This window comes from Bacillus cereus group sp. BfR-BA-01350 (assembly GCF_022663775.1).
In the GTDB taxonomy this organism is placed as follows: Bacteria; Bacillota; Bacilli; order Bacillales; family Bacillaceae_G; genus Bacillus_A; species Bacillus_A paranthracis.
The window spans coordinates 18525-44897 of the sequence record NZ_JAKUGD010000016.1 but is presented as its reverse complement, the minus strand read 5'-3'; the positions used below and the strand labels follow the sequence as shown (position 1 = coordinate 44897).

Here is a 26373-nt window from a genome sequence, read left to right as displayed (position 1 = left end):
TTTTGCAATAAAACTACTTCTATATCTTCTAACCGGAGGTATAATTTATGACCTTTTGGCAGTTTGCCTTTAAAAATGTAACACGTAATTCTAGAGCTTATTTTGCTTACTTTGTAAGTAGTTCTTTTTCGATTGCCGTTTTCTTTTCATTTGCTGTTTACTTATTCCATCCGAAATTACAAAAATTTGGCATGGTCTCTGAAATTTCAGGATTAATGATATTTTCAGAAGTAGTAATTGTATTTTTCTCTTTCTTCTTTTTACTATATTCCATTGGCACTTTTTTAAAAGTTAGAAAAAAACAATTCGGCGTTTTGACCGTTTTAGGAATATCTAGAAAACAATTACATCGTCTTGTTTTTATGGAGAATATGTTAATCGGTATTTTATCTATCTTTTTCGGTATGCAGTTTGGACTTGTCTTCTCGCAATTTTTCTTATTAGTGACAGCAAAAATTACGCACGTACCGGGCATATATTTATACTTACCTATTAACGCATTTATTTTAACGACAATCGTCTTCCTTAGTCTTTTTATCGTTGTATCTACATTGACACCGATGCTCATTCGTACAAAAAAAGCGGTACACCTTTTAAAAACAAATAGTAAAAAACGAAAAGAAAGAAAACCGTCCATACTTATTTCTTTATTTGGTGCGATTTGTTTATTTGGTGGCTATGCGTTAGCTGGAAATCCTAAATATTTCGTATCAGTAAGCCCACAAATTGGTGTTATATATATGGTTTCAAGTATTTTCGTCATTCCAGCGCTTGTTACAATCGGTACATATTTCTTCTTTTCACAAATTAGTTTCTTACTTATTTATATTTTAAAGAAAAGAAGAAAGTTTTATATGAAACAGATTAATATGCTTTGGATTTCTGATTTAGCAAACCGTATTCGAACGAATATTAATATGCTTTTTATTGTAGCAATGCTATCTACTATCGCTTTCACAATGATTACGTTCCTATATGGGTTCGGAAAATTTATTAAGCTAGACGTTAATCGAACTTCACCTTTCCCAATTTCTTATTTTTCTTATGATGCGAATCCTTTTGTTACAGAGCATTTAAATTGGCTTGAGCAACAATTACAAAAAGAGCATTTTCCTTATGAGAAAATAACAGCTGATATATATGAAACACCGCTAGAAGAAGATAAAGGTATAGCTATTTATAATGACGTATACACAATTAAGCAAAGTGACTATAACAAACTTGCGGATTCTTTACGAATGAAACAACTATTTATGAATGATAACGAGGCATATGTTTTAACGGGGACGTCTTATATCACTATATTTAATGAATTTGAGCAAAGCTACAAAAGAGATTACATTACACTCTCTAGTACAAATACGAAATTAAAAGTAAAAGGCTATGAACAGATCCATGCAATTCCATCTAATTTTTCATATCAAACGATAGTTTTGCCTGATATTATCGTGAACAACTTACCTAACACGGTAAAGCATATATCGGCATATAATTACAAAATCCAGAACTGGGAACAGACATATGAAATTGCTAATACTTTTATAGAAAAAGTGCAAAAAAATCGAAATAAATCTCAGTATGAAGAACCTCTTATTCGCTCCTTTGAATCAGCAGGATCATTATACAGAATAACATCTGGTAGTGCTGCATACTTCCTAATTGGAACATTTTTAGGAGTTATTTTCTTCATTGGAGCCGGTAGCGTTCTTTACTTTAGAATGTATACCGATTTGACGAACGAACAAGAGAAATATATAACGATTTCTAAAATCGGTATAACAGGTGCAGAGATGAAACGATCTGCAACCATTCAACTTAGTATTTTATTTTTCGTTCCGTACATTATGGCATCCATTCATACAATGTTCGCAACGAAAATGCTACAAGATGTAATTGGCTTATCTTTGTTCAAAGAAGTTTCAGCCGTTCTTATTATTTTTGGATTCGTTGAAATCGTATTTTTCTTATTCATTCGTTCACTTTATATGCAAAAGCTATCACAATATACTAATACACATTAAAAAGGTTATTACATGAAAAAGGTGTGATCTCTTCCCTCCTTTTTCATGCCCATTATATTAGGAGGTTTAGGTGAATGACATTTTGGCAGTTTGCATTTAAAAACGTCACACGGAACGCCAGAGCTTATTTCGCCTATTTTGTAAGCAGCGCGTTTTCTATTGCAATTTTTTTCTCGTTTGCAGTTTACTTATTTCATCCTAAATTGCATATGACAGATGTAAATGTTGCTCTGAACATATTAATGACAATTTCAGAAATTGTCATCGTATTCTTTTCGTTTTTCTTTTTACTATATTCAATCGGTACTTTCTTAAAAGTACGAAAAAAGCAATTTGGGATTTTAACAGTACTTGGCATATCCCAAAAACAATTAAAGAGACTCGTATTTCTAGAAAACATGCTAATTGGTGTTCTTTCCATCTTTTTTGGCATTCAACTTGGACTTGTTTTCTCGCAGTTCTTTTTATTAGTTACCGCCAAGATTACACATGTTCCTGGTTTATATTTATATTGGCCAACAGCTGCCATTATTTTAACTATGATCATTTTTCTAGGACTCTTCATTCTCGTCTCATCGTTTACGCCGATGCTCATTCGGACGAGAAAGGCTGTACGTCTTTTAAAAGAAGGAACAAAACAAAAAGAAAGAAAAGCATCTGTGCTCATCTCTCTATTTGGTGCGATATGTTTAATATCTGGATACGTACTAGCAGCCAATCCGCTATATTTCATGTCGCTCGGCGACGTAGTTGGGCTTTTGTACGCCGCCACCAGTATATTTCTCATTCCGTCACTTGTTACAGCTGGAACATACTTTTTCTTTTCACAAATTAGTTTTTTACTCATTCGTATATTAAAAACGCGAAGAACATTTTATATGAAGCGAATTAATATGCTTTGGATTTCTGATTTAGCAGCGCGCATTCGGACAAACATTAACATGCTCTTTATTGTAGCGATGCTATCAACACTTGCTTTTACTATGATTACATTCTTATATGGATTTGGTAAATTTATGAAGTTCGATACAGTAAGAGAAAATCCTTTTCCTTTTACATATTTATCACATACTGAAAATACGTTGGCGGATGAACATTTAAACTGGTTAGAACAAAAATTTAATGAAGAGCACTTTACTTATACAAAATTTAAAACGGATATATATGAAGTATCTTCAGCTGAAAATAATACGCAGCTCTATTATGCCATTAAACAAAGTGACTATAATGTACTTGCTAAGGCTTTAAATTGGGAGACACTCACGGTAAATAAGAATGAATCTTATATTCTTATGAAAGACTTAGATGATCAAGTTATTGGAACACTTCACAATAAAGACAAGAAAAATACTCTTACACTTACGCAAAACAATTTACAACTACAAGTGAAAGAATATAAAAGTTATAATCCATTCCCAAATCGCTTAATATACCAATTACTCATACTATCTGATGAAAATGTAGAAGCATTATCCACTGTTTCAAAACAGATGAGTGTATATAGCTTTAAAGTTAAGAACTGGGAAAAAGCTAATAACATCGGCGCGGTATTCATAGACAAAATTAATACCGACGGGAACAACATTCAAGCAGAGCACCCTCCTTTCCATGCAAGTGAAGCGAGCGATTCTCTATACACAACAAAACAAAATGTCGCTTCGTTCTTCTTAATTGGTACTTTCTTAGGTGTTATTTTCTTTATTGGTGCTGGCAGTGTTCTTTACTTCAGGATGCATACAGATTTAACAAATGAACAAGAAAAGTATGTAACGATTACAAAAATTGGTTTAACAGAAGCCGAAATGAAACGATCTGCTACAATTCAACTTGCGATTCTATTCTTTGTCCCGTACATTATGGCATCAATTCATACGATGTTTGCGACAAAGATGCTGCAAGAAGTTTTACATCTCTCGTTCTTCGCTGAGATTACAGTCGTACTGATGATTTTTGGAACAGTTGAAGTTTTATTTTTCCTTTTAATTCGTTCCTTCTATATGCAAAAATTATCACACCATATTAAGTTTTAAAGGATAGAAAGGTGATTATTATGGAAGAAGTATTACACATTAAAAATGTCTCAAAAGTGTATGAAGGAAAGGTCCCTCATACTGCTTTAAAAAATATAAATTTACATGTAGATAAAGGTGAATTCGTTGCGATTATGGGACCATCTGGTAGCGGTAAATCTACATTTTTAAACGTTATTTCTACCATTGATTCTCCGACTGCTGGTGATGTCGTGATTAATGGAAAAAAACCACACACATTTCGTAGAGAGAAGTTAGCTATTTTCCGCCGCCAAGAGCTAGGATTTGTTTTCCAAAACTTTAACCTACTAGATACACTAACAATCGGTGAAAATATCGTACTACCTTTAACATTAGATAATGTTCCTTTAAAAGAAATGGATGAAAAGCTTGATAACATTTCAAAGAAACTTGGAATTGATCATATTTTAGACAAGCGTATCTTTGAAGTGTCAGGAGGACAAGCACAGCGTACCGCAGTAGCACGTGCTGTTATTCATCATCCGTCACTTTTACTTGCCGATGAACCGACAGGAAATTTAGATTCAAAAGCGGCAATTGACGTGATGGAACTATTTACGAAATTGAACAAAGAAGAAGATGCAACAATTTTAATGGTTACACACGATCCATTCGCAGCAAGTTATTGTAACCGCGTCATTTTCATTAAAGATGGCGAACTTTACAATGAACTACACCGCGGATTGTACCGTGAGAAATTTTATCAAGAAATATTAGATGTTTTAGCATTACTAGGAGGAAGACGTGGATGACATTTTGGCAATTCGCATTTAAAAATGTCTCGCGTAATTCGAAAGCATATTTCGCTTATTTTGTGAGTAGCGCGTTTTCTATCATGGTTTTCTTTTCGTTTACTGTATACGCGTATCATCCGCGCTTACAAATTATGAATAAATTACAGGAACAAGATCCATTGATGAACTTAGCCGGCATGGCACAGTTTGTTATCGTTTTGTTCTCGTTCTTCTTTCTCTTATATTCTATTGGGACATTTTTAAATGTACGGAAGCAACAATTTGGCGTTTTAACTGTTCTCGGTATATCTCAAAAACAATTAAAACGTCTTTTGTTTACTGAAAATATGATCATTGGAATGCTTGCTATCTTTGCTGGTATTCAAGGCGGTCTTGTTTTTTCTAACTTTTTCTTACTCGTTACTTCTAAATTAACAAACGCAAAAGGCCTCTATTTATATTGGCCAACAGAAGCTATTATCGTAACAACAATAACTTTTATTATTTTATTTCTTATCGTATCTACGTTTACACCGATGTTCATTCGTACTCGGAAAACAACTCGATTAATTAAAAATAATAAAAAAGAAAAAAACGAAAAAAGACCGTCTATACTCATCTCATTATTTGCTTTAATTTGTTTAGCACTATGCTATTATATAGCTGGTTATCCGCAAGGCTATATAACAGAAAAAAATGCACAAAATGGATCTGTATTCTTAATTATGCTATCTATTTTACCGCTCGTAGTGGTGGGAACATATTTATTCTTTTCACAAACGTTTCTTCTCTTTATCTTTATTTTGAAAAAGCGGAGAAAGTTTTATATGAAGCAAATAAATATGTTATGGATCTCAGATTTAGCTAACCGTACTCGTAGTAATATTAATGTACTCTTTATCGTTTCTATGCTATCTGCACTTGCATTTACGATTATTATCGGATTATTTGCTACTAATAATAATACGAAAGCAATGATATTAGAACGCCGTCCTTTCCCCTTCACATATACGTCTACAGGGGAAAATTCACTTGAACAAAAACATATTGCTACAATTGAAACGGAGCTTACAAATGCTAATTTTCAATACAACAAACATAAGTCTACATTGTTAAAAGATACCGCTTTAAAAGAAGACATTGCTCTTATGAAAATGAGTGATTATAACACGCTTGCGAAACAATTAAGAAGACCAGAAATACATCTTGATTCTACACAAGTTTATATTATTTCTCGTTACTCACCAGAGCTCTTAAATCTTGTATCAAATCCATTTGCAAAACAAAATACAATTACAATCGGATCTAATAAAAAAGAATTTCATATTAAAGGATTTATTAATAAATCAATTGAACCAGCCTTCGTATTCCCTTATTTAATAATTGTACAAGATGATGTATTCAATAATATGATTCCTCATATTGAAACAACCATAGTGTATAATTACTTCGTTGAAAACTGGGAAAATACGATTGCTCCTACGAAAAATATATTAAAACATATTAGAAATGATACAGATAACTTCTATGAGGCACACAAAGATGCGGAAGCTGATTTTCACCCCCCATTTAATATTTACACAGCGGCCGATGACCTAAAATACAGCAAAGGAAATTCAATTGCTACTTTCTTTATTTGGGCATTTCTCGGTTTTATTTTCTTTATCGGTGCAGCTAGTGTTTTATACTTCCGTATGTATAACGACTTAACAAATGAAAAACAAAAATACATTACCATTACAAAGCTTGGTTTAACAGAATCAGAAATGTTTCGCTCCGCAACGATTCAATTAGGAATTTTATTTTTCGTTCCTTACATCGTTGCTGGTATTCACACATTATTTGCGGTTAAATTTTTACAAAGCATGTTCGCTTTTTCTTTACTAAAAGAGTTATTAATTGTACTCACCTTTTTCGGGATTATCGAGATCATTTTCTTCTTCTTAATCCGTTCTCTGTACATTAATAAGTTATCACAGCATATCAAAATATGAATAAAATGGCCTTGTGCGTATTGCACAAGGCCATTTTCAATAGTTTTTAATTAGCAGCAATATCCGCCGTAGCCGCCGCCATAACCGCCGTAACCACCATAACCACAACCGCCGCCTCCACCGAAGCAGCTAGCACCGATGATAATTAATAAAATAAACAATACGATTAGAAGCGCAAAACCGCCTCCGCACCCATGTCTGCGGTTACAATCATCATGTCTGTGTTCACACTTTTCGCTCATTACTCTATTCCTCCTTTAGTATCATTCATAACAAGTTCACCTTGCTCTAAATGAGGGGATTCCATTTATAGTATGTTTTCAGGGCGAATAGGAAGCTTGGCTTACTTAAAAACGGGCTTGTTTTAGGAATTGAGCTTGATCAAAAAAAAGATACCAGTTAAGGTATCTCCTAAAGAAACATATTCAATAAAAGCGCAAAACCAAATGCGATAAATGATAACAATGTCTCCAGTACCGTCCACGTTTTAAACGTTTCCTTCACCGTCAAACCTAAATACTCTTTTACAAGCCAGAATCCTGCATCATTTACGTGAGAAAACATTAATGAACCTGCTCCAGTTGCTATAACGAGCAATTCTAAATTCACACCAGACATGTGCTGAATAACTGGTGAAACAATTCCTGCTGCTGTCGTTAATGCTACTGTCGCTGAACCTGTTGCAATTCGAATTAATCCAGCTACCATGAAAGCTAATACGATTGGTGATAACGATATATGTTCTGCCATTTGCGCGATCGCCGTTCCAACACCGCTTTCAATTAATATTTGTTTAAATCCACCGCCTGCACCGATAATTAAAATAATGGAACCGACCGGTAATAAACTTTCGTCTGTTAATTTTTTAATCATCTTTTTATTAATTCCTTGTCTTATTCCAAGTAAATAAAATGCTGCGAAACATGAAATAAGTAAAGCAATTACTGGACTTCCGATAAATACAAAAAATTCAGTCATCTTTTTCGGTAATGAAATATATGGTGCAACGACCGATAAAATCATCAATACAACTGGTAATAAAATAATAAAGAATGAAACTTTACGACTCGGTAAATCAGTTGAGACAGTCGTAACTCGAATAAGCTCTGGTTCATTTTCAGGTATAACCCTTTTATGTACCCACTTTGCAAATATCGGTCCTGCGATAATAGCTGTTGGTAACGCGATAAGTAATGAATATAAAAGTACTTTTCCTAAGTTCGCGTTATAAATACCGATTGCTGTCATCGCCCCTGGATGTGGTGGCACGAGCCCGTGAACAATAGATAACCCAGCAATGACAGGTAAAGCAATTAATAATATGTTTTGTTTCGTTGTTTTTCGAATTGAAATAACAAGTGGTAATAAAATGACAATCCCTACTTCAAAAAAGACGGGAATTCCTATAACAAACCCTGCAAATAACATAGCCCAAGGTAATTTTTTTACGCCGAAAAATCGAATAAAGAAATCTGCCACTTGCATGCCGGCCCCTGAATCGGACATCATTTTTCCTAAAATTGTACCGAGAGCTAAAATACCAACTAAATGCCCTAGTACACTACCAACACCAGTTTCATAGGCAGTTACTATCTTCGTTAAGTTCAGTCCAGACATAATAGCTAAAAATAAACTCGCAACTGTTAAACTAATAAATGCATGCCATTTCCACCATGATACCCCTAAAATAACAATCGCAATTGCAAGTAACGTGACGATTAATAAGTATATATCCATTTTTCATTCCCCTTACTTTATAAAAAAAGAGGGCGAATACCCTCTTTTTATACGTCATAATTCACTACATAATGCTGCATTTCTGTATTGTAGTAGCCCTCGCTATATTCAATTACTTCGCCAACTTCATCGTAAGAATAGCGCATACGTTTTAATAGCGCTCTCCCCTCTTTTTCACCTAACGCTTCGGCAACGAAACTAGGCGCAAGGCCAACAGCAAATTCATCTCTGAAGTTTTCTAAATGAATGCCCCGGTCCTCGACTAAATCGTAAAGCGATTGCAAATCAAAATCCGATAAATCTGTACTTGCCATGTGTGCTGAGAAATAGTGCGTATAATGAATGTACGGTGCATCATTTAACGTATATAAACGTTCAATACGAAAACTCTCTTTACCGAATAATCGAAATGGCACTGTTCCTTCTTCATTCTGAACGATTTCTGCTGTTAGCAATTTCTTTTGTACTTTATATCCTTCTTCCACTAACACTTCAGTAAATTTCTTACCCTTTGACAGTTTTGTCGCAGAAGTGTTACGGATAACTTTCGTTCCTTTACCGCTTTTCTTTTCCAAATATCCTTCTTGAGCGAGTTCTTTAATCGCATTTCGTACTGTAATTTTGCTCACTTTGAACTCTTCTTCTAACTGTGGTTCGGAAGGAATATTTGTATGAATTGCATATACACCATGCAATATTCGATCACGAATAATGTTTTTTATTTGTAAATATAATGGTCCTTTTTTCCTCGTTACGTTCACCGTTACACCCACTACCTTTCTACATCACCTACTGATGCCGTCATTGCCCGAAGTATATCCTTCTCTGATGACATTGGCGTATCACCGACGATTGTATGTGCAAGCATTCCAGCTGCTGACGCAAATGAAACAGCTTTCTCTGGTGCAAACTCTTCTATCTCGCCATGAATAATCCCGCTCGTATAAGCATCTCCAGCACCTATTCTATCATATACAGAAAACGTAAGTGTTTTTGCAAAAGTGAACGTACCATCTTTACATATAAATCCGCGAAGCGAGTGTGTATTATCGCTATTAATAGAGCGATGTGTACCAGCAATTGTAGCGATATGATACGTTTCAGCAACTTGTGGAATAAGGTCCACAAGTTGCTCCTCTCGCTCTGTCTCTTCTGTTTTCATCCCAAGAACGAACATCGCATCTTTTTCGTTCATCATAACGATATCAGCAAGAGCCAGCATTTCTTCATAATGCGGTTTCGCCTGTTCATATCCGTCTTCTCCCCAAAGAGATGGACGATAGTTACAATCAAAAACGACAGTGCCTCCGTTTTCTTTAACAGCTTTCGCTAAAGATTTCATATGATGGCGCACCGTGTCATTCATCGCAAGTGTAATCCCACAAAAATGAACAATATCAATTTCCTTCGCGATTTCTTCAAATTGATACATTTCTTCACATGCCGTATTAAAGCTACTTTCTAATCGATTCGAATATGTAACGCGGCTTGCACGTGCGCCAAATCCATTTTCTAAAAAGTACATGCCGACATATTTACCGCCTCTTGAAACAAGCGAGGTTTGCACGCCTAATTTTTGAATGTAAGATAATGCAGCATCTCCAACCGAATTTTCCGGTAAAGTTGAAATAAGAAGCCCTTCATGCCCGAGATGAGAAAGTGCTGCAGCAACGTTCACACCTGTACCAGAAAATGAGTATTTTAATGTATTAGCTTGCGATAACAATTCATATCCTGGTACTTGCAGGCGCATCATTACTTCGCCGAATGCTGCAATTTTCTTACGCATATTGATCAACTAACTTCTTCACGACTGCTAATAATTCACGCACATCTTCTACTTTCGTGTTACCAGTTTCTTTATCAATAATAGAAGAGTACACGTGCGGGATCACTTGCTCCACGTTAGCTTCAAGCGCAATACGTAAAATTGTTTCAAAGTTTTCTTTATCGATTCCGCCCGTTGGTTCTAATGCGAATCCTTCTTCTGCACAAGCTTTCGCAACTGCACGATATTCTTCTTCATGGGCTAGCCCTTTCATTGGGAAGTATTTCAATGAATTTCCGCCCATATCACGTACAAGTGCGATCGCTGTTTTAATTGGAACGATTGCTTTTTCTTCTCCAGCTGCACTAATTGGACCAGTAGAAATATTTACGTACCCTACTTTTCCTGTTGGCGATACTAAACTATTAATCCAGCTATCTTTTCCGCCAAGATTTGCACGTGTCGCTCCAACTGAAGGGAACACTTGGTTAATATGGCTACCAGAATAATGTTTCGCAATTTCAGCTACAACTGCTGCTTGGCGATTATCTCCTGCTCCTAGTCCGATCGATACAGCGTCATCAATTTCTTTTCCGTATGCTTTCATCGCTGTAACTGCTTCTTCTACTGTTGGATAATCTTTTGATAATACGCCTACTACTACATAACCTTCTGCTGCTTCAAAAATATCTTTTGCATTTTCGATATTGTTCGCTAATACATTTAATGCTACGCGGCCTTTATAAAAACGCTTTTGAATGTTTGTCATTTTAGTTTCCCCCTACAATTTCTCTCAATTTTTCTTCGATCACATGTATGTCATCACCTTGAAGTGGACGTGGATCAATATCAAAGAATCCTTGTCTTACTCCGTAATCACGTGTATAAATCGCGATTTCCCCGTCGCGTAATGCCGCCACAACGTCTTTTGCCGATTTATTTAACTCTTTTTCGTTAATATGAATACGTGCTCTAAAGATTGCTCTTCCCGCTTCATCTTGAACGATCGTTACATTTACACCGTTTAATTCTTTTAGCGGCATAAGTACTTGTAACAACTCTTTTTCTTGCTCGCTCTTATCTTCTTTTACTCCGTACTCATCAAGCGCTTGAAGTAAACCAAATGTTGTTTCTTTCCCAACTTTCATACTTCTTCCGATGCAATGTAATTGCACTTTCAGCCACTCAATATATTTTCGTTTCCCGCCAACAATACCAGAAGTAGGTCCTTCAATTGCTTTTGAACCGCTATAAATGGCAAGGTCTGAATACTTCACATATTTTTGAATATCTTCTTCAGCTGCCGCATCGACGATAAGTGGTACATTATTTCGCTGCGCAACTTCCCATGCTTCTTCAACAGAAATCATATTTTTTTGCACGGCATGATGTGATTTTACATAAAGAATGGCTGCTGTATTTTCACCAATTGCATCTTCAATATGCTCTGCTTTCCCTTCATTTGCGTAGCCAACTTCTACAAGTTTTCCTCCGCCTAAGTAAATCATCGTTTCAACAGGAGCACCATACTGAACGTTATGACCTTTTAACATAATTACTTCGTTTTTCGCGATGACCTCTTGATGAAGTCTTTCACTTTTACGACGATTTCCTTCTGTCACAATTGCTGCGATAGAAAGCGCAATTCCGCTCGATGCTGAATTCACAACAACCGCTGCCTCTGCATCTAGAATTCTCGCAATATGGTCTCCTGCTTTATCTACTAAATCAGCAATTTCCACATAATTTTGTCCCCCATGTTTCATTGCATCCATAACTGTATCTGTCGGAGCGGATACACCTAAAATACTCATTCTACCGCTCGCATTAATCACTCTTTTTAATCCGTACTTAGCATTCAATGAATGACCCATTGATTACAACCCCTTTCGTATCAATCCTTCTTTCAGCAACGCGCTGATCCCCTTCTGAATCAATTAACGTAATCTTCTCATCTTTCACCGTAAATAAAGTTAAATTTGCAATATCTCCTTCTTGAATGCGGCCAAGTTCAGGTTTCTTAAGCCATTCTGCCGCATGTTTCGTAACCGCATCAATCACTTCTTCTAGCGGATAACCTAAGTAAAGGAATTTCGAAAGAACGTGAGCCATACTATACACGGGACCGTGCACACGATTCTTCCGGTAAATATCTGTACTAATTGTATTAAAGGCAATATCGTGACGCTTTGCTGCCTCTGCTACTTTAAAAGAAAAACTAGCATTACCATGCCCAACATCTAAATGAACACCGCGATTCACTGCATCTAGTAACACAGGTAACGGTTTGCCTTCTTCATCAAATAAATTATTTTCTTTCCCGTTTAAGTAATGTGTAATAACATCATCTTTTTCTAAAAGAGGTACAACTTCCTCAATGCGAGGAGGAGCTGAACCGATATGTACCATAATCGGTAATGATGTTTCACGGGATAAAGAGCGCGCTACATGCAGCGGTTCAATTCCACTATCACAAACGACGCTTTTACTCATTCTCGCCTTTAACCCAACGATTACATCTTTATACTTTTCTACTGCTTCTATTACTTTCTCTTTATCGATCCATTCCATATTGGATAATTCATCAATTCGTTTCAAACCGATGCGAGAAATATTTAAAAAGGCAAATAAATTCGTTTTCGCCTGCTCTCTACTTTTTACTAAATCTGCAATACGATCAGCTCCGCAGCTACCCGCATCAACAATTGTCGTTACCCCTTGCTTAACGCCAATTTCATCCACCTCATCGCCATACGGATCAAACTCTGGAAAAGCATGAACATGTAAATCAATCCAACCACTCGATACGTAAGTACCTGAGTAATCAAGAATCTTTCCACCCTCGCCAGCACCAGCTTTCGTCACCTGTGCGATTTTATTATTTTCAATTACAATGTCAATCTCTTCCCCGTTCACACGTTTCACATTACGTAGTACGAATCGTTCTGTCATTGTACTTCCACCCTTTTCTATAAGAAGCCATAAGAATACGCTTACATTAAAATTTCATTTTTTATATCTCTTTCACACGTTTAGCGTAACACAAAAAAAGGCAGAAGTAAATATAACGTTATAATGTTTAAGAGTAAAATACTCCCCAAAAGGCTGATAGTACAGGAAATTATATCAACGATTTTTCGAATATATCTATCGTAACTCACAATATATCAACGATTCTACAAGAAATATCGATCCCTTTCTTATATACGAAAAGGTCGCTCCAAAGCGGAACAACCTCTTTTTCTATTCCTGAACCGTCACAATAACCCCATCCATATTGTTTCCCGAAATTTCATACTGCTTATTCACCGGAACATTCACTTTCATGTTTCCGGAAACTTTATAATAAGAAACCGTATATTCCTTACCTTCCACATCGGTTGTGATTTCTTTTTGCTCTTTTAAGAAATCTAAGTATTCCTCTAATGTAATTTTCTTTTTTTGCATAATTGCACTATGAGGTAGGCCGACATAACGGATGTGCCACGGCTCATATTGAATGCCTGTAATGTTACTTTTATTTTTCGGATAGCGTAAAACAAAGCCGTGCTTCCATACGTTCTCTTCAATCCATTTTCCTTCAGGCGCTTTTTCCATTTTCTTTTGCGTTGAACCAACGTCCAGTGATAACCCTAAATTATGTTCACTATATCCTGCTGGGAGTGCATAATCAGATCCCATTTTTTCATATAGCTGTCTTTGCTCTTGGAAATCTCGATAGCCGCTATTCATTAAGAAATGTTGTACGCCATCTTTTCCAGCTGCATCGACAACGTTCAAAAACTTTTTTACAACATTTTTTGATAAACGAAGGTTTCTATCAAATATTACGTAGCCTCTCACTAATTCACTATTATGATTTACATTTATAATATCAGACCTAATACTATCTTTTTTAACTGGATAATCCCTGTTAACTAATAATAAATCGCCCTTATAAACTTGTTCCTTCGTAATCTCTTTCTCCTCGGTATTTGCTGCCTTTACTAGCTCATCTTTCTCGACAATTTTAACGTCGATTTCCTTTTGAAATAACGGTGATATATAAACGCCTACACATACTGTGCACGCTATAAAAAAAGAAATAAATACCCACTTTTTCATTTCTAGTTCCTCCTTAACGTAACTTACGTATAGAATAGAAAAAACTATTAAAATAAAAAGTGGGGTAAAGTTTAAATTTTTATTAAATTGTTACGTTTTCGTCTTTTGGCAATCGCACTTCAAACATTGTTCTAACTACATTACTTTCAGCAGAAATCGTACCGTTATGCTGCTCGATAATATTTTTTGCAATAAATAGCCCAAGGCCCGTCCCGCCACGGTTCTCTGACCTCGCTTTATCACCTGTATAAAACATATCAAAAAGATACGGTAGGTCTTCTTCTGGAATGCTATCTCCGTAATTCATAACTTGTACGACAACTTCTCCATTATCGATATACCCATTCAGATCAACAAATTGCCCATCATATCCGTATCGAACAGCATTTGTTAACAAGTTTTCAAATACTCTAGCTAACAATTTTCCATCACCGTTAATCGGCAAATGAGGATCAACATTCAATCTAGCTTCTAAATGGTGTTTTTCTAGTAACGGATACAATTCCTCATCTAGCTGTATAAGCAGCTCACTTATATCAATCGGCTTTTTATTTAGTTGTAACATGCCATAATTCATACGTGTAATTTCAAATAATTCATCAATTAAGCTTTCAAGCCTTTGTGATTTCGTATATGCAATTGTGGAGAAATGTTTAATTTGTTCTTTTGTTAAATTCTCATCTTTAAGAATTAAATCTAAATAACCTAAAACAGATGTTAACGGCGTTCTTAAATCGTGAGCTAAGTTAACAATAAGCTGGTCTTTACTACTTTCCGCAAAGTCTCCTCTTTCCACCGCTTCTTTTAACTTTTCACTCGCAACATTTATTTCACGTGCGATGTCTCCAAATTCATCATTTGATGAAACTTGAACTCTATTCGTAAAGTTACCGTTCGCAAGATGATGAATCCCGTTAGAAATCTCACTAAAATACTTTAAATACGGTTTTGTCAAAAAGAAGAAAAAGATAATAGACAACGGGATAAAGAAAATTAAAAAGAAGTTAATATCTCCAAATTCCCTTACGATTGACCTAAATTGTGCTAAAGGCTCTTCATAGCGAACCATCGTTTTATAATACAACTGCAATCCTTTATAAATTATATAAGTTACAGTTGCAGCGAGCACCATACTTAACGCAAATAAGGCAATCATTTTAAATCGAAAGCTTTTCATCATGTTATCCATTGAAAGTATACCCTACTCCCCACACTGTTTTTATTAGCTTATCTTTTCTTTTATCTTCCCCAAGTTTTTTCCGCAACGTACGAATATGTACCATAACTGTATTTCCGCCTTCATAATAATCATCTGCCCATACTTGCTGAAAAATATTTTCCACATTGTATACTTTCTTCGGGTGACTCGCTAATAAATATAAAATATCAAACTCTTTCGGTGTTAATTCAACTTGTTCTCCGTACACATTTACTGTTCTTCGCTCAGGATCAATCACGACCCCGCCTATCGCTAAAGCAGATTTATTCTCCGCTACTTTCGGCTGATTTAACGTAAGAAACCTACGTAATTGTGCATTTACACGTGCAACTAATTCAATCGGTGTAAAAGGTTTCGTCATATAATCATCTGCACCTAATACAAGACCTGTCACCTTATCAAAATCAGACGTTTTCGCACTTAAGAAAATGATTGGCATATGGTGCTTCGCGCGAATTTGACGCGTCACTTCATACCCATCCATTTTCGGCATCATAATATCTAAAACCACTAAGTCGATTGGCTGCGTTTCAATAATATGAACTGCCTCTTCCCCGTCCGCTGCCTTTACGACGTGGTACCCTTCTTTTTCTAAATGTATCTCAATTAAATCAGCAATTTCTGCCTCATCATCCGCTATTAAAATGGAAATGCGCTTCATTTTACTCCCCCTTTATACGCTCGATTGTAAACTAGTCTATGCAATTTGTACAATGCGAAAAGGTTACTCGCGGGAGTAACCTTAGTAAATGAAATTATATCGACGATTTTCCAAATATATCGAACACAACTTGAATTATATCGACGATTTTTTTAATATATCGACGTTTCGACAAGGAATATCGACTTACCGACAATTAACGACGAAATTCGCCCACTATTTTAAAGACTCAACCTACCGCTCAAAAACAATCCGCTGCTTCGTGATTTCCGCCAGCCTTCCGCGATCTACCTCATACTCAGTATCAACGCTTTGCGGCACCATCACTTTCCCTCCCTCAAGCATCACTTCCGGCGAAATAATATCCTTCTCCCAATGTCTACTAGAAGCGGATATATCGCCTGGAATCGTAAAGTTCGGCAATGAGGCGAGGGCAACATTTTGTGCTCGTGAAATCCCCATCTCTACCATACCGCCGCACCAAACTGGTATGTTATGCTCCATACAATAATTATGGATTTGGATTGATTCTGTTAATCCGCCTACTCGCCCTGGTTTAATGTTAACGATTTGGCAACTGCCAAGTGTAATCGCAACACGCGCATCTTCTAAACTATGGATACTTTCGTCCAAACAAATTGGCGTTTCTATTTTCTTTTGCAACTGTGCATGATCAAGAAAATCGTAATCCGCTAGCGGTTGCTCAATCATCATCAATTGGAATTCATCTAGTCGTTTTAGACTCTCTGTATCCGCTAATGTATACGCTGAATTTGCATCAGCCATTAACGGGATATGCGGAAACTCTTTACGAATTTCTTTCAATAACTCATAATCATGCTCTGGCTTTATTTTCACTTTAAAACGCTCGTATCCTTCTTCCGCGTACTTCTCGATTTGTTTTAGCATAACTGGAATCGTATTAAGCCCAATTACAACACCAACTTCAATTTCAGCCTTCATTCCGCCAAGCACTGTCGCTAGCGATTTGTTTTGACGCTTCGCATATAAATTCCAAACAGCCCCTTCAATTCCTGCCTTTGCCATTCGGTTTCTTTTTATATGCTGGAACAAACTCGGCACTTCATTCGGATGAGAAATTTCAGCCTTTAATAAATCTGGTAATAAAAAGTCTTGCAGTACATGTAGCGCCGTCTTCACTGTTTCTTCCGTATACCAAGGTTCAGAAAATGCAACGACTTCGCCAAATCCAATGTACCCGTCCTCATCTTCTAATTCAATGACGATACTTTCACGCTTTTCATACGTTCCGTAGCTTGCAGCAAACGGGATGACGAGTGGCATTTCCGTTATATGAAGTGTCGCTTTTTTTATCTCCACTTACATCTCCTCCACTAATTGTCTTAACTCTCGTCTTAACAATTTTTTCGAAGCATTTCGTGGTAATTCCTCTAAGAAACAAGCTTTTTTCGGCACTTTATATTTCGCTAATTTCTCTTCGCAAAAGTGAAGAATTTCTTCTTCTGTTACCTCTCCACTTTTTACAACAAAAGCAGCGGGTACTTGTCCCCATTTATCATCAGTCATACCGACAACACCAGCTTCCGCTACCGCCGGATGAGAAAGCAACACTTCTTCAATTTGAGCCGGATATATATTCTCTCCGCCAGAAATAATTAAATCACTGCGGCGATCTAATACGTATAAAAATCCTTCTTCATCTAAATAACCGAGGTCACCAGTATGAAGCCATCCGTTTTGAATTGTTTCGCGCGTCGCATCTTCACGGTTAAAGTAACCCCCTGTTACGTTCGGTCCTTTTACTACGATCTCGCCTTCTGTAAACGCCGGCACTACTACGCCATCTTTTTCAATACGCAGTTGGCACTGGAATAGTGGTTTTCCAGCTGACCCTACTTTCGTTAACATATAATCTGCGGATAACGTACAAATTTGCGAAGACGTTTCTGTCATACCGTACGTTTGATATACAGGAATCCCTTTATCAACACACGTTTCTAATAACGGTTTCGGCGCTGGTCCTCCGCCAAGTAACATGCATCTTAAAGAAGGTGGATATGTCTCTGCCCCAAGTCTCTCTAATAAATCAGTTAACATTTTAGAAACGACAGAGATAATTGTTACCCCTCTCGTTTGAAGTGCTTTATGAATAAAATCAGCATCATATTTCGGAACGAGTAAAATGCGCATGCCGTACATAATATTTTTCATTAAAAGAGATAGCCCGCCAACGTGGAACATCGGCATACAAGCTAACCAACAATCATCATCACGAAGCCCTAAATTAAGCGAAGAACCAACCGCGCTTGCCCAATGATTGCCGTACGTTAAAATAACGCCTTTCGGTTTGCCTGTCGTCCCAGACGTATAAATAATCGTCATCGCTTCTTCTAAAGAGAACTCTTCTTGTATAGAGGCCTCCGCCTTCGGTCCATTCATCACCTCTACGAATGAATATACAGGAACATCTTTAGCATCAAAATCTTGATCCGTCACTAAACAAATAACTTCAGCATCATCCATTTGCCAAAGTAGCTCTTCTCTTGAAAGACGCGTATTTAAAAGCACAGCTACTGCACCTACGTAAGATAGGGCGTGAATAACTGTAATCATCTCCATACCATTTTTCATCAGAACAGCCACCTTTTGCCCCCGCTTCACTCCTATATGTGTGAGGTGTTCACAAACAGATACTACTTTTTCATGTAGCAGCATAAAAGTAACTTTCTCTTCCTCTATTTCAATTGCAGTGCGATCTGGTGTTAAAAATGCACGTTGCATTAACCAATTTGGCATCGTCTCCATCACTCATTCTCCTTTCATGAAAGAAAGAGACTTGATATGACATCAAGTCTCTTAGTTGTTTTGTTTCCATCTCACACTCTGGACGAACCGCTTTCGCTTTTGGTTTCATCCAGCTACAGCGGCTAGAACAGTCGGTCGTTTCACGCCTTCCTACGAGGCTAAACAGTCGGCTCCGCTTTTGGTTTGATCACGGGAAACGAGGGAATTGACCGAAGTCCGGACGGCGTTTTTCTTTGAACGCGTCGCGACCTTCTTTTGCTTCGTCAGTTGTGTAGTACAATAACGTTGCATCTCCAGCTAGTTGTTGAATACCAGCTAGACCGTCTGTGTCTGCGTTGAATGCAGCTTTTAGGAAACGAAGTGCCATTGGGCTGTTTGCTAAAATTTCTTGTGCCCATTGTACTGTTTCTGCTTCAAGTTCTTCTAATGGTACTACTGTGTTTACTAAGCCCATATCAAGCGCTTCTTGAGCACTGTATTGACGGCATAGGTACCAAATTTCGCGAGCTTTCTTGTGGCCTACCATACGAGCTAAGTAACCAGCTCCGTATCCACCGTCAAAGCTTCCTACTTTAGGACCTGTTTGTCCGAATACAGCGTTGTCTGCAGCGATTGTTAAGTCACATACGATATGAAGTACGTGTCCTCCACCAATTGCATAACCTGCTACCATTGCGATAACTGGTTTAGGAATTGCGCGAATTAGACGTTGTAAGTCTAATACGTTTAGACGTGGGATTTGGTCGTCACCTACATATCCACCATGACCGCGAACTTTTTGGTCGCCGCCAGAACAGAATGCACGTCCACCTTCACCTGTTAAAATGATAACGCCAACATTTGCATCATCACGAGCATGTGCAAAAGCGTCGATTAACTCCATTACCGTTTTAGGACGGAATGCGTTATGTACTTCAGGGCGGTTAATCGAAATCTTTGCGATACCATTGTATGTTGAATAAATAATATCTTCGTAATTGCCTTCTTTTACCCATTCAATAGCCATTACAACTACCTCCTTGTATATTTCTGATCTCCTCTATAAGTGTAACTTCATTCTTAATTGAAAAAAGCATCACTGCATAGTTTTTAGAAATCCCTTTACTATTGTATCAAACTTTTCCGGTTGTTCCACATGAATTGCATGGCCAGCACCATCAATTTTGACAAATTTCGCGTCAGAGACGCATTTTTCGATATTTTTTAATATGCGAAAGAACTTTTCATCATGCTCACCGTTCATTAAAAGAACAGGCATTTTTAAGTTTTGCAGCTCATTCCACCATGAAGGCTGAGCCCCTGTTCCCATGCCGCGCAAGCTATTTGCAAGTCCTTTTGAATTGTTAGCAAGTCGTTCTTTTCGCACTGCTTCTTGTACGTTTTGTGCTAAACTTTTTTGCGTTTCAAACAGCGGAATATTTTCCCACATCGATACAAAACTTTCGATGCCTTCTCGCTCGATTTTATCGGCAAGTCGCTCGTCTTTTTCACGACGTTCTTCCCGCTCATCTTCACTTTCAAGACCAGCTGTACAATTTTCTAATAAAAGAGAACGTACATATTCTGGATATAGACATGCCATCGTAATCGCCAGTCTACCGCCCATTGAATAGCCGAGTATGTGCGCTTTTTCAATATGAAGGAAATCTAGTAGTTCTTTCATTTGCAATGCTGCATTTCGAATATCATAATGCGTCACATCTTCAGGGCTTTCTGTTTTTCCGTGCCCAACAATGTCTACTAAAATAACTTGAAATTGCTCGCTCCAAGAAGGAACGAATGAACGCCACGTTTCCATGCTTCCCGTAAAACCATGAAGAAGTAGAAGTGGTTCTCCGCTTCCGACTACTTCATATTCATACGATACACCTTGCAGCGTTACGTTCATTTTGATTCACCTTGCAACGATGTAGTAATTACGTCCTGTGTTTTTGCCCATAACGTACGGTGCAATGTTAAGTTTTCATCACGGTTCGTACAAATTTCCACAACGTGTAAACCTTCTGTCGTTGCTCCCTTTTGTACTTCTTCACGGAATTGCTCCCAACCATTTACACGGCTAAATGAACCGCCATACATTGTAACAACATGCTCATAATCAAGCCCAATTGGAGTTCCGAATAATGATTCGAAGTGCTCCTTTTTCTCATATTGCGGTAAGAATGAGAAAATACCACCACCGTCATTATTTACAACGACAATTGTTATATTTAATTCATGTAATTTTGCGGCTAGTAGTCCATTTAAATCGTGATAGAATGATAAATCACCGATTACTAATACGAGCGGATCGCAAATCATGCTCGCTCCTAAAGCTGTCGAAATGATCCCATCAATCCCATTTACACCGCGATTTGCCATTACTTGAATGTCTTTATCCGATGTGAAGAAGAAAGAATCTGTATCACGAATTGGCATACTATTACTTGCAAATAACGTTGCCCCTTCTGGTAATACGCGGACAATATCTGTAATGACTCTTCCTTCAAATGCCGTATCATATGTTTCCATTTCACGAAGTGCTTCCTTCGTTTTTTCGTTTATATGTTGCCACATTTGGGACCAATCATTCTTTTTCATAACTGGCATTTTTTCTATTAGTGCACTGCAAAATGCAATATCACTCGCTTGGACAACTTCTGTTGCAACGAGAGCTGGATCTCTCCATTGTCCAGATTCGTCAACTACGATATGAACAGCTTTCGTTTGTTTTTTGATGAACTGCGTTAATGCTTTTGAAACAGGCATACCACCGAAGCGAATTAAAACGTCCGGCTTCCACGTTTCTTTTAACAATTCATTGCGTAAAAATGTATCGTAACAGTCGATTACCATCGTTTTATCATGGTGTCCGCTACGAATGTTAGAAAGTGGATCCGCTAATATTGGATATCCCGTTTTTTCAGCTAGTTGCGTTGCAAACGTTGCGATTTCTGAATGACTATCATCTCCACAAATAATAAGCCCCTTTTCCATATGTGAAAGGCGCCCTACAAGAGAATCTACATATTCACTCGGCATCACCGCGTTCCCTCGCTGAACTACTCCTGTATATTCTCCGCGTCCTTTATCCCATAAACTTTCTAATGAGAAGTCCGGGATAAGCGGTTCGCGAACCGGAAAATTAAGATGAACAGGTCCTTGCGGCGCTAAACAAGCACTTGCTATCATGCGCTGCGTTGTCATGCGAGCATAGTGGTACATCGCTTCACTCGCTTCTGGAAGTGCCATCTCTGTAAATTGCTTCACAAACGTACCGTATAAATTAAATTGATTCATCGCTTGTGGTGCACCGACATCTCTTAATTCATGCGGTCTATCTGCCGTTAAGACGATAAGCGGTACTCGTGAATGGAAAGCTTCACATACAGCTGGATAGTAGTTCGCTGCTGCCGTTCCTGACGTACATAATAATGCAACTGGACGTTTTTTCGCTTTTGCGATACCGAGCGCAAAAAATCCTGCAGATCTTTCATCTACATGTAAATATGTGTTCATTCCTTCGTGTTGTTCCATTAGTAGAGCAATCGGCGTTGACCGTGAGCCTGGACTAATGACAACATCACATACATTTAGACGCGTCAGTTCATCCACGAACGCGCCTAAATAATATGATAATGCTTCTATATGATTGTTCATTTCATTAATTCCTCCAAAGCACCAAGCATCGGTCTAAACTTCAAACTTGTTTCTTCATATTCAAGTTGCGGTACTGAATCAATTACAATCCCGCAACCGGCAAATAAGGATGCTTTCTCGCCATTTAATAATCCGCAGCGAAGTGCAACCGCAAATTCACCATTTCCTTCATCATCTATCCAGCCAATCGGTGCACCATATAATCCTCTGTCTAACAATTCAACATCACGAATTAGTTTCATCGCTTCTAAACGAGGTGTTCCGCCAAGAGCTGGTGTTGGATGTAATTCTTCTACCATCGTTAAAAGACTCGCGTCGCCTTTTGCCTCTACAGGCGTATATAAATGAATTAAGTTTTTCGTTGTTAATAGACCTGGACTTTCCGGAATATTAACGTATTTGCAGTGCTCATTTAATACCGACCTGATCATATTCACAACATAACCGTGTTCAGCTAAATTCTTTTCATCATGAAGAAGCGCATTACTATTTCGCTTACTTTCTTCTATAGATTGACCATGACCAGTTGAACCAGCAAGACACATCGAAGTAAACTTCTCATCTTCTTTGCGAATTAATCTCTCTGGCGTCGCCCCTAAGAAGCATGCTCCTTTATAATCAAAAGAAAATACGTAACAATCTGGTTGCCCAATGCGAAGTGCTTCTAAAACAAGAGCAGAATCAATATGATGATCCATCTCTACTTTTAGCTCCCTCGCTAATACAACCTTCTGCACGTTCCCCTGCTTCATCTCATCTTGCACTTTCTCAATGGCCTTCATCCAGCCTTTCGGATCCACTTCTACTTTAGAAGTAACTGTTAATTTTGATCCTTCTAGTGCACATTTACTCTCCTCAAAAATTTTCTCTTCTAAAGAAACAATTTCGTTATAAAGAGTTTCTGCACAATCTGTTGCTGAAACGAATGTATTCATTGTTAACCATGCTTTTTCATTTTTTACCGTTAATAAAAATGCTGGTAGTGAAAATGTCGTATCATCAAATTCTTTCCATAAATCTGTTTTCTCTTTTTCTTGGTCAAATGAAAATCCACCAAATAAAAGAGGACCTGTTCCAAACTCGTATTTTTCCCTTTGTACAAATGCTTTCTCTTTTACTTTATCCCACTCGTCACGAGCAGTTTGAAAGCGTTTGTGAGAAGCAGTTGCTATAGTGAAAACAGAGCCAATTCCAGCAAATATTACATGCTGCGCTGGGTCTGCAAAATAACATCTATTTTCGAATGCAATCCTTTTTCCTGCTGCATAAAACAGAAGCGGATCCATCCAGTCTATTTGTTTTACGAAGCTCACCAATATTTTTTCATCAGTTGCACGCTTAATGGCCGCACTTAGAACTTCTTGCAAGCCTATTTGTTTCGTTTGAATCACAATTGTCTCCCCCCTATGGGCGAAAAATAGTCATAATTACGCTTGATTTTAAGATACACCTCAAACGAAAGGCCTGTCAACGTTTAGCATTTCTGAGAAATTCACCTTCTCTTCCTAGAAAATAAACGTTGACACTAAATGATGCTTTTTCTACACTTAGTTGTGTACAATATGTGACCAAAGGAGGATTCAACATGGAAATGAACGTCGAAACGAATTCCTCTCCTACGGCGCCAAAGCCAAGCAAGCAAACAGGCTGGCGCATTTGGTGGAGTTTACTACGTCCCCATACATTAACAGCAGCTTTCGTTCCTGTTTTCATCGGAACAGCCTATGCAATGCAGGTCGGAGGTATAAATCAAATACATCTCCCTCTTTTCCTTATAATGCTTCTTGCTTGTCTTCTCATTCAGGCAGCAACAAACATGTTTAATGAATACTTTGATTATAAAAGAGGACTTGATCACGAAGGTTCAGTCGGTATCGGCGGCGCTATCGTTCGCGATGGCATTCAGCCAAAAACAGTACTTAACTTAGCATTTGGATTTTTCGGCATCGCAATACTATTAGGTGTTTATATTTGTATGAATTCTAGCTGGTGGCTTGCTGCAATCGGTCTTGTTTGTATGGCCGTTGCTTATCTTTATACAGGCGGTCCACTTCCAATTGCCTATACACCATTTGGAGAGTTAACAGCCGGATTATTTATGGGTGTCATTATTATTGGGATTTCATTCTTTATCCAAACTGGAACTGTAACATCAGAAGTCGTTTTACTATCTATTCCAAGCTCGATTTTAATTGGTGCCATTTTACTAGCTAATAACATCCGTGACTTAGATGGTGATAAAGAAAACGGTCGTAAAACGTTAGCCATTCTTGTTGGACGCGAGCGAGCGGTTGGTGTACTTGCTTCTATGTTCATCGTTTCCTACATTTGGACAATTGCTTTAATTATCGTGGGCATCGTATCACCATGGATGCTTATCGTATTTTTAAGTGCACCGAAAGCATTTAAAGCGACGAAAGGCTTTATCGGCAAAAGCATTCCAATGGAAATGGTACCTGCGATGATAGCAACAGCAAAAACAAATACAATCTTCGGTCTCCTCATGGGAATCGGATTATTGCTTGGATATTTCCTTTAAAAGGAGCTGCTAATGCGGCTCCTTTTTATATACCAATTTCAGCTCATAATTCCTACTCGCAACGCTCATACTATGTAAAGAAACTGAATTGTAGGAAGGTGGACGACTATGTTAACTCCACAACAAATAAATCAATTTAAATCCGTTTTAGAAAAACAAAAACAAGAACTAGAGCAAACGATACAAACACACGAAAATGAAGATCGTGCATCTGAACGTGAATCTGTTGGAGAATTATCTAGCTACGATAACCATCCGGCTGATATGGCAACAGAGCTATATGAGCGTGAAAAAGACTTCGGGCTTATTGAACTTTGGCATAAACAGCTAGAGGATACGAAACATGCCTTGCAGAAAATAGAAGCGGGTACGTACGGCATTTGCGAAGTGTCTGGCGAAGAAATTCCATTTGAAAGATTAGAAGCAATGCCAACCGCTACAACATGCATCCAGCACGCGACAAATAAGTTAAATATGAATACGCGACCAGTTGAAGAAGAAGTGCTGTCTCCTTCTTTCCACAAACATGATGAAGATCGTTCTGTTGAATACGATGCAGAAGATGCATGGCAAGATGTTGCCAATTACGGAACATCTGAAACACCATCTGATTTAGAAAGACAAGATTCGAAAAACTATAATGGCATGTACGTAAATAGCGAAGAAAACGTAGGCTACGTAGAGGATTTCGAAAACTTTATCGGTACAGATATGTATGGAAAAAATCCGCAAGTTTTCGCTACGGAAGAACATGAAGAATATGAGCAAATGCTTGATGACTTTGAAGACCGCACCTTTAAGGGCGAATTATCTTCAAATGAATCGAGTCCTAAAGAATAAAAAAAAGCATTCCGAAAATCGGAATGCTTTTTATCGCTAGCTAATTAGTTTTTTGTAACGTTAGCAGCTTGTGGTCCACGGTTACCTTCAACGATTTCGAAAGAAACTTCTTGACCTTCTTCTAAAGTTTTGAATCCGTCACCTTGGATAGCTGAGAAGTGAACGAATACATCGTCTCCACCTTCAACTTCGATGAAACCGAAACCTTTTTCGCTGTTGAACCATTTAACTTTACCTGTTTGCATGTCATGTACCTCCTAAATAAAAATGAAACTATGA

At 37.6% G+C, this 26373-nt stretch carries 23 protein-coding genes; 6 read left to right on the top strand and 17 right to left on the bottom strand.

The features are described 5' to 3' along the window. Nucleotides 1-47: 47 nt before the first annotated feature. From MR147_RS24120 to MR147_RS24105, 4 genes are all read left to right on the top strand, one after another. The gene (locus tag MR147_RS24120; RefSeq protein ID WP_242304805.1) at nucleotides 48-2021 is read left to right on the top strand and encodes an FtsX-like permease family protein; all 1974 of its coding nucleotides are present in this window, start codon (nucleotides 48-50) and stop codon (nucleotides 2019-2021) included. A gap of 74 nt (nucleotides 2022-2095) precedes the next feature. Beyond that, a complete protein-coding gene (locus MR147_RS24115) occupies nucleotides 2096-4051 on the top strand; it encodes an ABC transporter permease (RefSeq protein WP_242304804.1) in 1956 nt (651 codons plus the stop codon). 20 nt (nucleotides 4052-4071) lie between these two features. Then, nucleotides 4072-4824 (top strand): ABC transporter ATP-binding protein, encoded by a 753-nt coding sequence (locus tag MR147_RS24110; RefSeq protein ID WP_000393244.1) that lies wholly within the window; start codon nucleotides 4072-4074, stop codon nucleotides 4822-4824. Beyond that, entirely contained in the window at nucleotides 4821-6800 is a 1980-nt protein-coding gene (locus MR147_RS24105) for an FtsX-like permease family protein (protein WP_242304803.1), read from the top strand. The genes MR147_RS24110 and MR147_RS24105 overlap by 4 nt, the downstream gene beginning before the upstream one ends. 50 nt (nucleotides 6801-6850) lie before the next feature. Here MR147_RS24105 and MR147_RS24100 read toward each other — a convergent pair whose 3' ends face one another. From MR147_RS24100 to MR147_RS24025, 16 genes are all read right to left on the bottom strand, one after another. Beyond that, complete coding sequence (locus MR147_RS24100) at nucleotides 6851-7042, bottom strand: YjcZ family sporulation protein (protein WP_001290393.1); 192 nt, start codon at nucleotides 7040-7042, stop codon at nucleotides 6851-6853. A gap of 169 nt (nucleotides 7043-7211) precedes the next feature. After that, the gene (gntP, locus tag MR147_RS24095) at nucleotides 7212-8537 is read right to left on the bottom strand and encodes a gluconate permease GntP (protein ID WP_074606133.1); all 1326 of its coding nucleotides are present in this window, start codon (nucleotides 8535-8537) and stop codon (nucleotides 7212-7214) included. 47 nt (nucleotides 8538-8584) lie between these two features. Continuing rightward, nucleotides 8585-9310 carry a GntR family transcriptional regulator gene (locus MR147_RS24090; RefSeq protein ID WP_074606135.1) on the bottom strand — a complete coding sequence of 242 codons (726 nt, stop codon included), beginning with the start codon at nucleotides 9308-9310 and terminating at the stop codon, nucleotides 8585-8587. Further along, complete coding sequence (locus tag MR147_RS24085; RefSeq protein ID WP_074606137.1) at nucleotides 9310-10326, bottom strand: sugar kinase; 1017 nt, start codon at nucleotides 10324-10326, stop codon at nucleotides 9310-9312. The genes MR147_RS24090 and MR147_RS24085 overlap by 1 nt, the downstream gene beginning before the upstream one ends. Continuing rightward, nucleotides 10319-11074: a 2-dehydro-3-deoxy-phosphogluconate aldolase gene (dagF, locus tag MR147_RS24080; RefSeq protein WP_000181920.1), complete on the bottom strand. Its 756-nt coding sequence runs from the start codon at nucleotides 11072-11074 to the stop codon at nucleotides 10319-10321. The genes MR147_RS24085 and dagF overlap by 8 nt, the downstream gene beginning before the upstream one ends. A 1-nt stretch (nucleotide 11075) precedes the next feature. After that, nucleotides 11076-12179, bottom strand: coding sequence for a DgaE family pyridoxal phosphate-dependent ammonia lyase (locus MR147_RS24075; RefSeq protein WP_242304802.1), 1104 nt, complete (start codon nucleotides 12177-12179; stop codon nucleotides 11076-11078). Next, nucleotides 12157-13257, bottom strand: a complete 1101-nt coding sequence (locus tag MR147_RS24070; protein WP_074606141.1) for an amidohydrolase/deacetylase family metallohydrolase — start codon at nucleotides 13255-13257, stop codon at nucleotides 12157-12159. Before MR147_RS24070 ends, MR147_RS24075 begins: the two co-directional genes overlap by 23 nt. Before the next feature lie 291 nt (nucleotides 13258-13548). Further along, nucleotides 13549-14409, bottom strand: coding sequence for a M15 family metallopeptidase (locus tag MR147_RS24065; protein ID WP_242304801.1), 861 nt, complete (start codon nucleotides 14407-14409; stop codon nucleotides 13549-13551). 82 nt (nucleotides 14410-14491) lie between these two features. Beyond that, the gene (locus MR147_RS24060) at nucleotides 14492-15598 is read right to left on the bottom strand and encodes a HAMP domain-containing sensor histidine kinase (RefSeq protein ID WP_242304800.1); all 1107 of its coding nucleotides are present in this window, start codon (nucleotides 15596-15598) and stop codon (nucleotides 14492-14494) included. Further along, nucleotides 15591-16289 (bottom strand): response regulator transcription factor, encoded by a 699-nt coding sequence (locus MR147_RS24055; RefSeq protein ID WP_200730837.1) that lies wholly within the window; start codon nucleotides 16287-16289, stop codon nucleotides 15591-15593. Before MR147_RS24055 ends, MR147_RS24060 begins: the two co-directional genes overlap by 8 nt. Nucleotides 16290-16523: 234 nt before the next feature. Then, nucleotides 16524-17630: an o-succinylbenzoate synthase gene (gene menC / locus MR147_RS24050; protein ID WP_242304799.1), complete on the bottom strand. Its 1107-nt coding sequence runs from the start codon at nucleotides 17628-17630 to the stop codon at nucleotides 16524-16526. After that, a complete protein-coding gene (locus MR147_RS24045; RefSeq protein ID WP_139302687.1) occupies nucleotides 17631-19076 on the bottom strand; it encodes an o-succinylbenzoate--CoA ligase in 1446 nt (481 codons plus the stop codon). A 187-nt stretch (nucleotides 19077-19263) separates the two neighbouring features. After that, on the bottom strand, nucleotides 19264-20082 hold the full coding sequence (gene menB / locus MR147_RS24040; protein ID WP_000963878.1) for a 1,4-dihydroxy-2-naphthoyl-CoA synthase: 819 nt from the start codon (nucleotides 20080-20082) through the stop codon (nucleotides 19264-19266). Nucleotides 20083-20151: 69 nt separating this feature from the next. Next, entirely contained in the window at nucleotides 20152-20964 is an 813-nt protein-coding gene (gene menH / locus MR147_RS24035) for a 2-succinyl-6-hydroxy-2,4-cyclohexadiene-1-carboxylate synthase (protein WP_074606150.1), read from the bottom strand. Further along, nucleotides 20961-22715: a 2-succinyl-5-enolpyruvyl-6-hydroxy-3-cyclohexene-1-carboxylic-acid synthase gene (menD, locus tag MR147_RS24030; RefSeq protein ID WP_074606151.1), complete on the bottom strand. Its 1755-nt coding sequence runs from the start codon at nucleotides 22713-22715 to the stop codon at nucleotides 20961-20963. Before menD ends, menH begins: the two co-directional genes overlap by 4 nt. Then, a complete protein-coding gene (locus tag MR147_RS24025; protein WP_074606153.1) occupies nucleotides 22712-24106 on the bottom strand; it encodes an isochorismate synthase in 1395 nt (464 codons plus the stop codon). The genes menD and MR147_RS24025 overlap by 4 nt, the downstream gene beginning before the upstream one ends. A gap of 194 nt (nucleotides 24107-24300) precedes the next feature. Here MR147_RS24025 and MR147_RS24020 point away from each other — a divergent pair, with 194 nt between their 5' ends. Beyond that, a complete protein-coding gene (locus tag MR147_RS24020; RefSeq protein ID WP_000425747.1) occupies nucleotides 24301-25254 on the top strand; it encodes a 1,4-dihydroxy-2-naphthoate polyprenyltransferase in 954 nt (317 codons plus the stop codon). Between the two features lie 108 nt (nucleotides 25255-25362). Beyond that, a complete protein-coding gene (locus MR147_RS24015; protein WP_242304798.1) occupies nucleotides 25363-26094 on the top strand; it encodes a yteA family sporulation protein in 732 nt (243 codons plus the stop codon). Between the two features lie 44 nt (nucleotides 26095-26138). Here the strand turns inward: MR147_RS24015 and cspD are convergent, their stop codons facing one another. Further along, complete coding sequence (cspD, locus tag MR147_RS24010; RefSeq protein ID WP_001193054.1) at nucleotides 26139-26339, bottom strand: cold-shock protein CspD; 201 nt, start codon at nucleotides 26337-26339, stop codon at nucleotides 26139-26141. Between the last annotated feature and the right edge of the window lie 34 nt (nucleotides 26340-26373).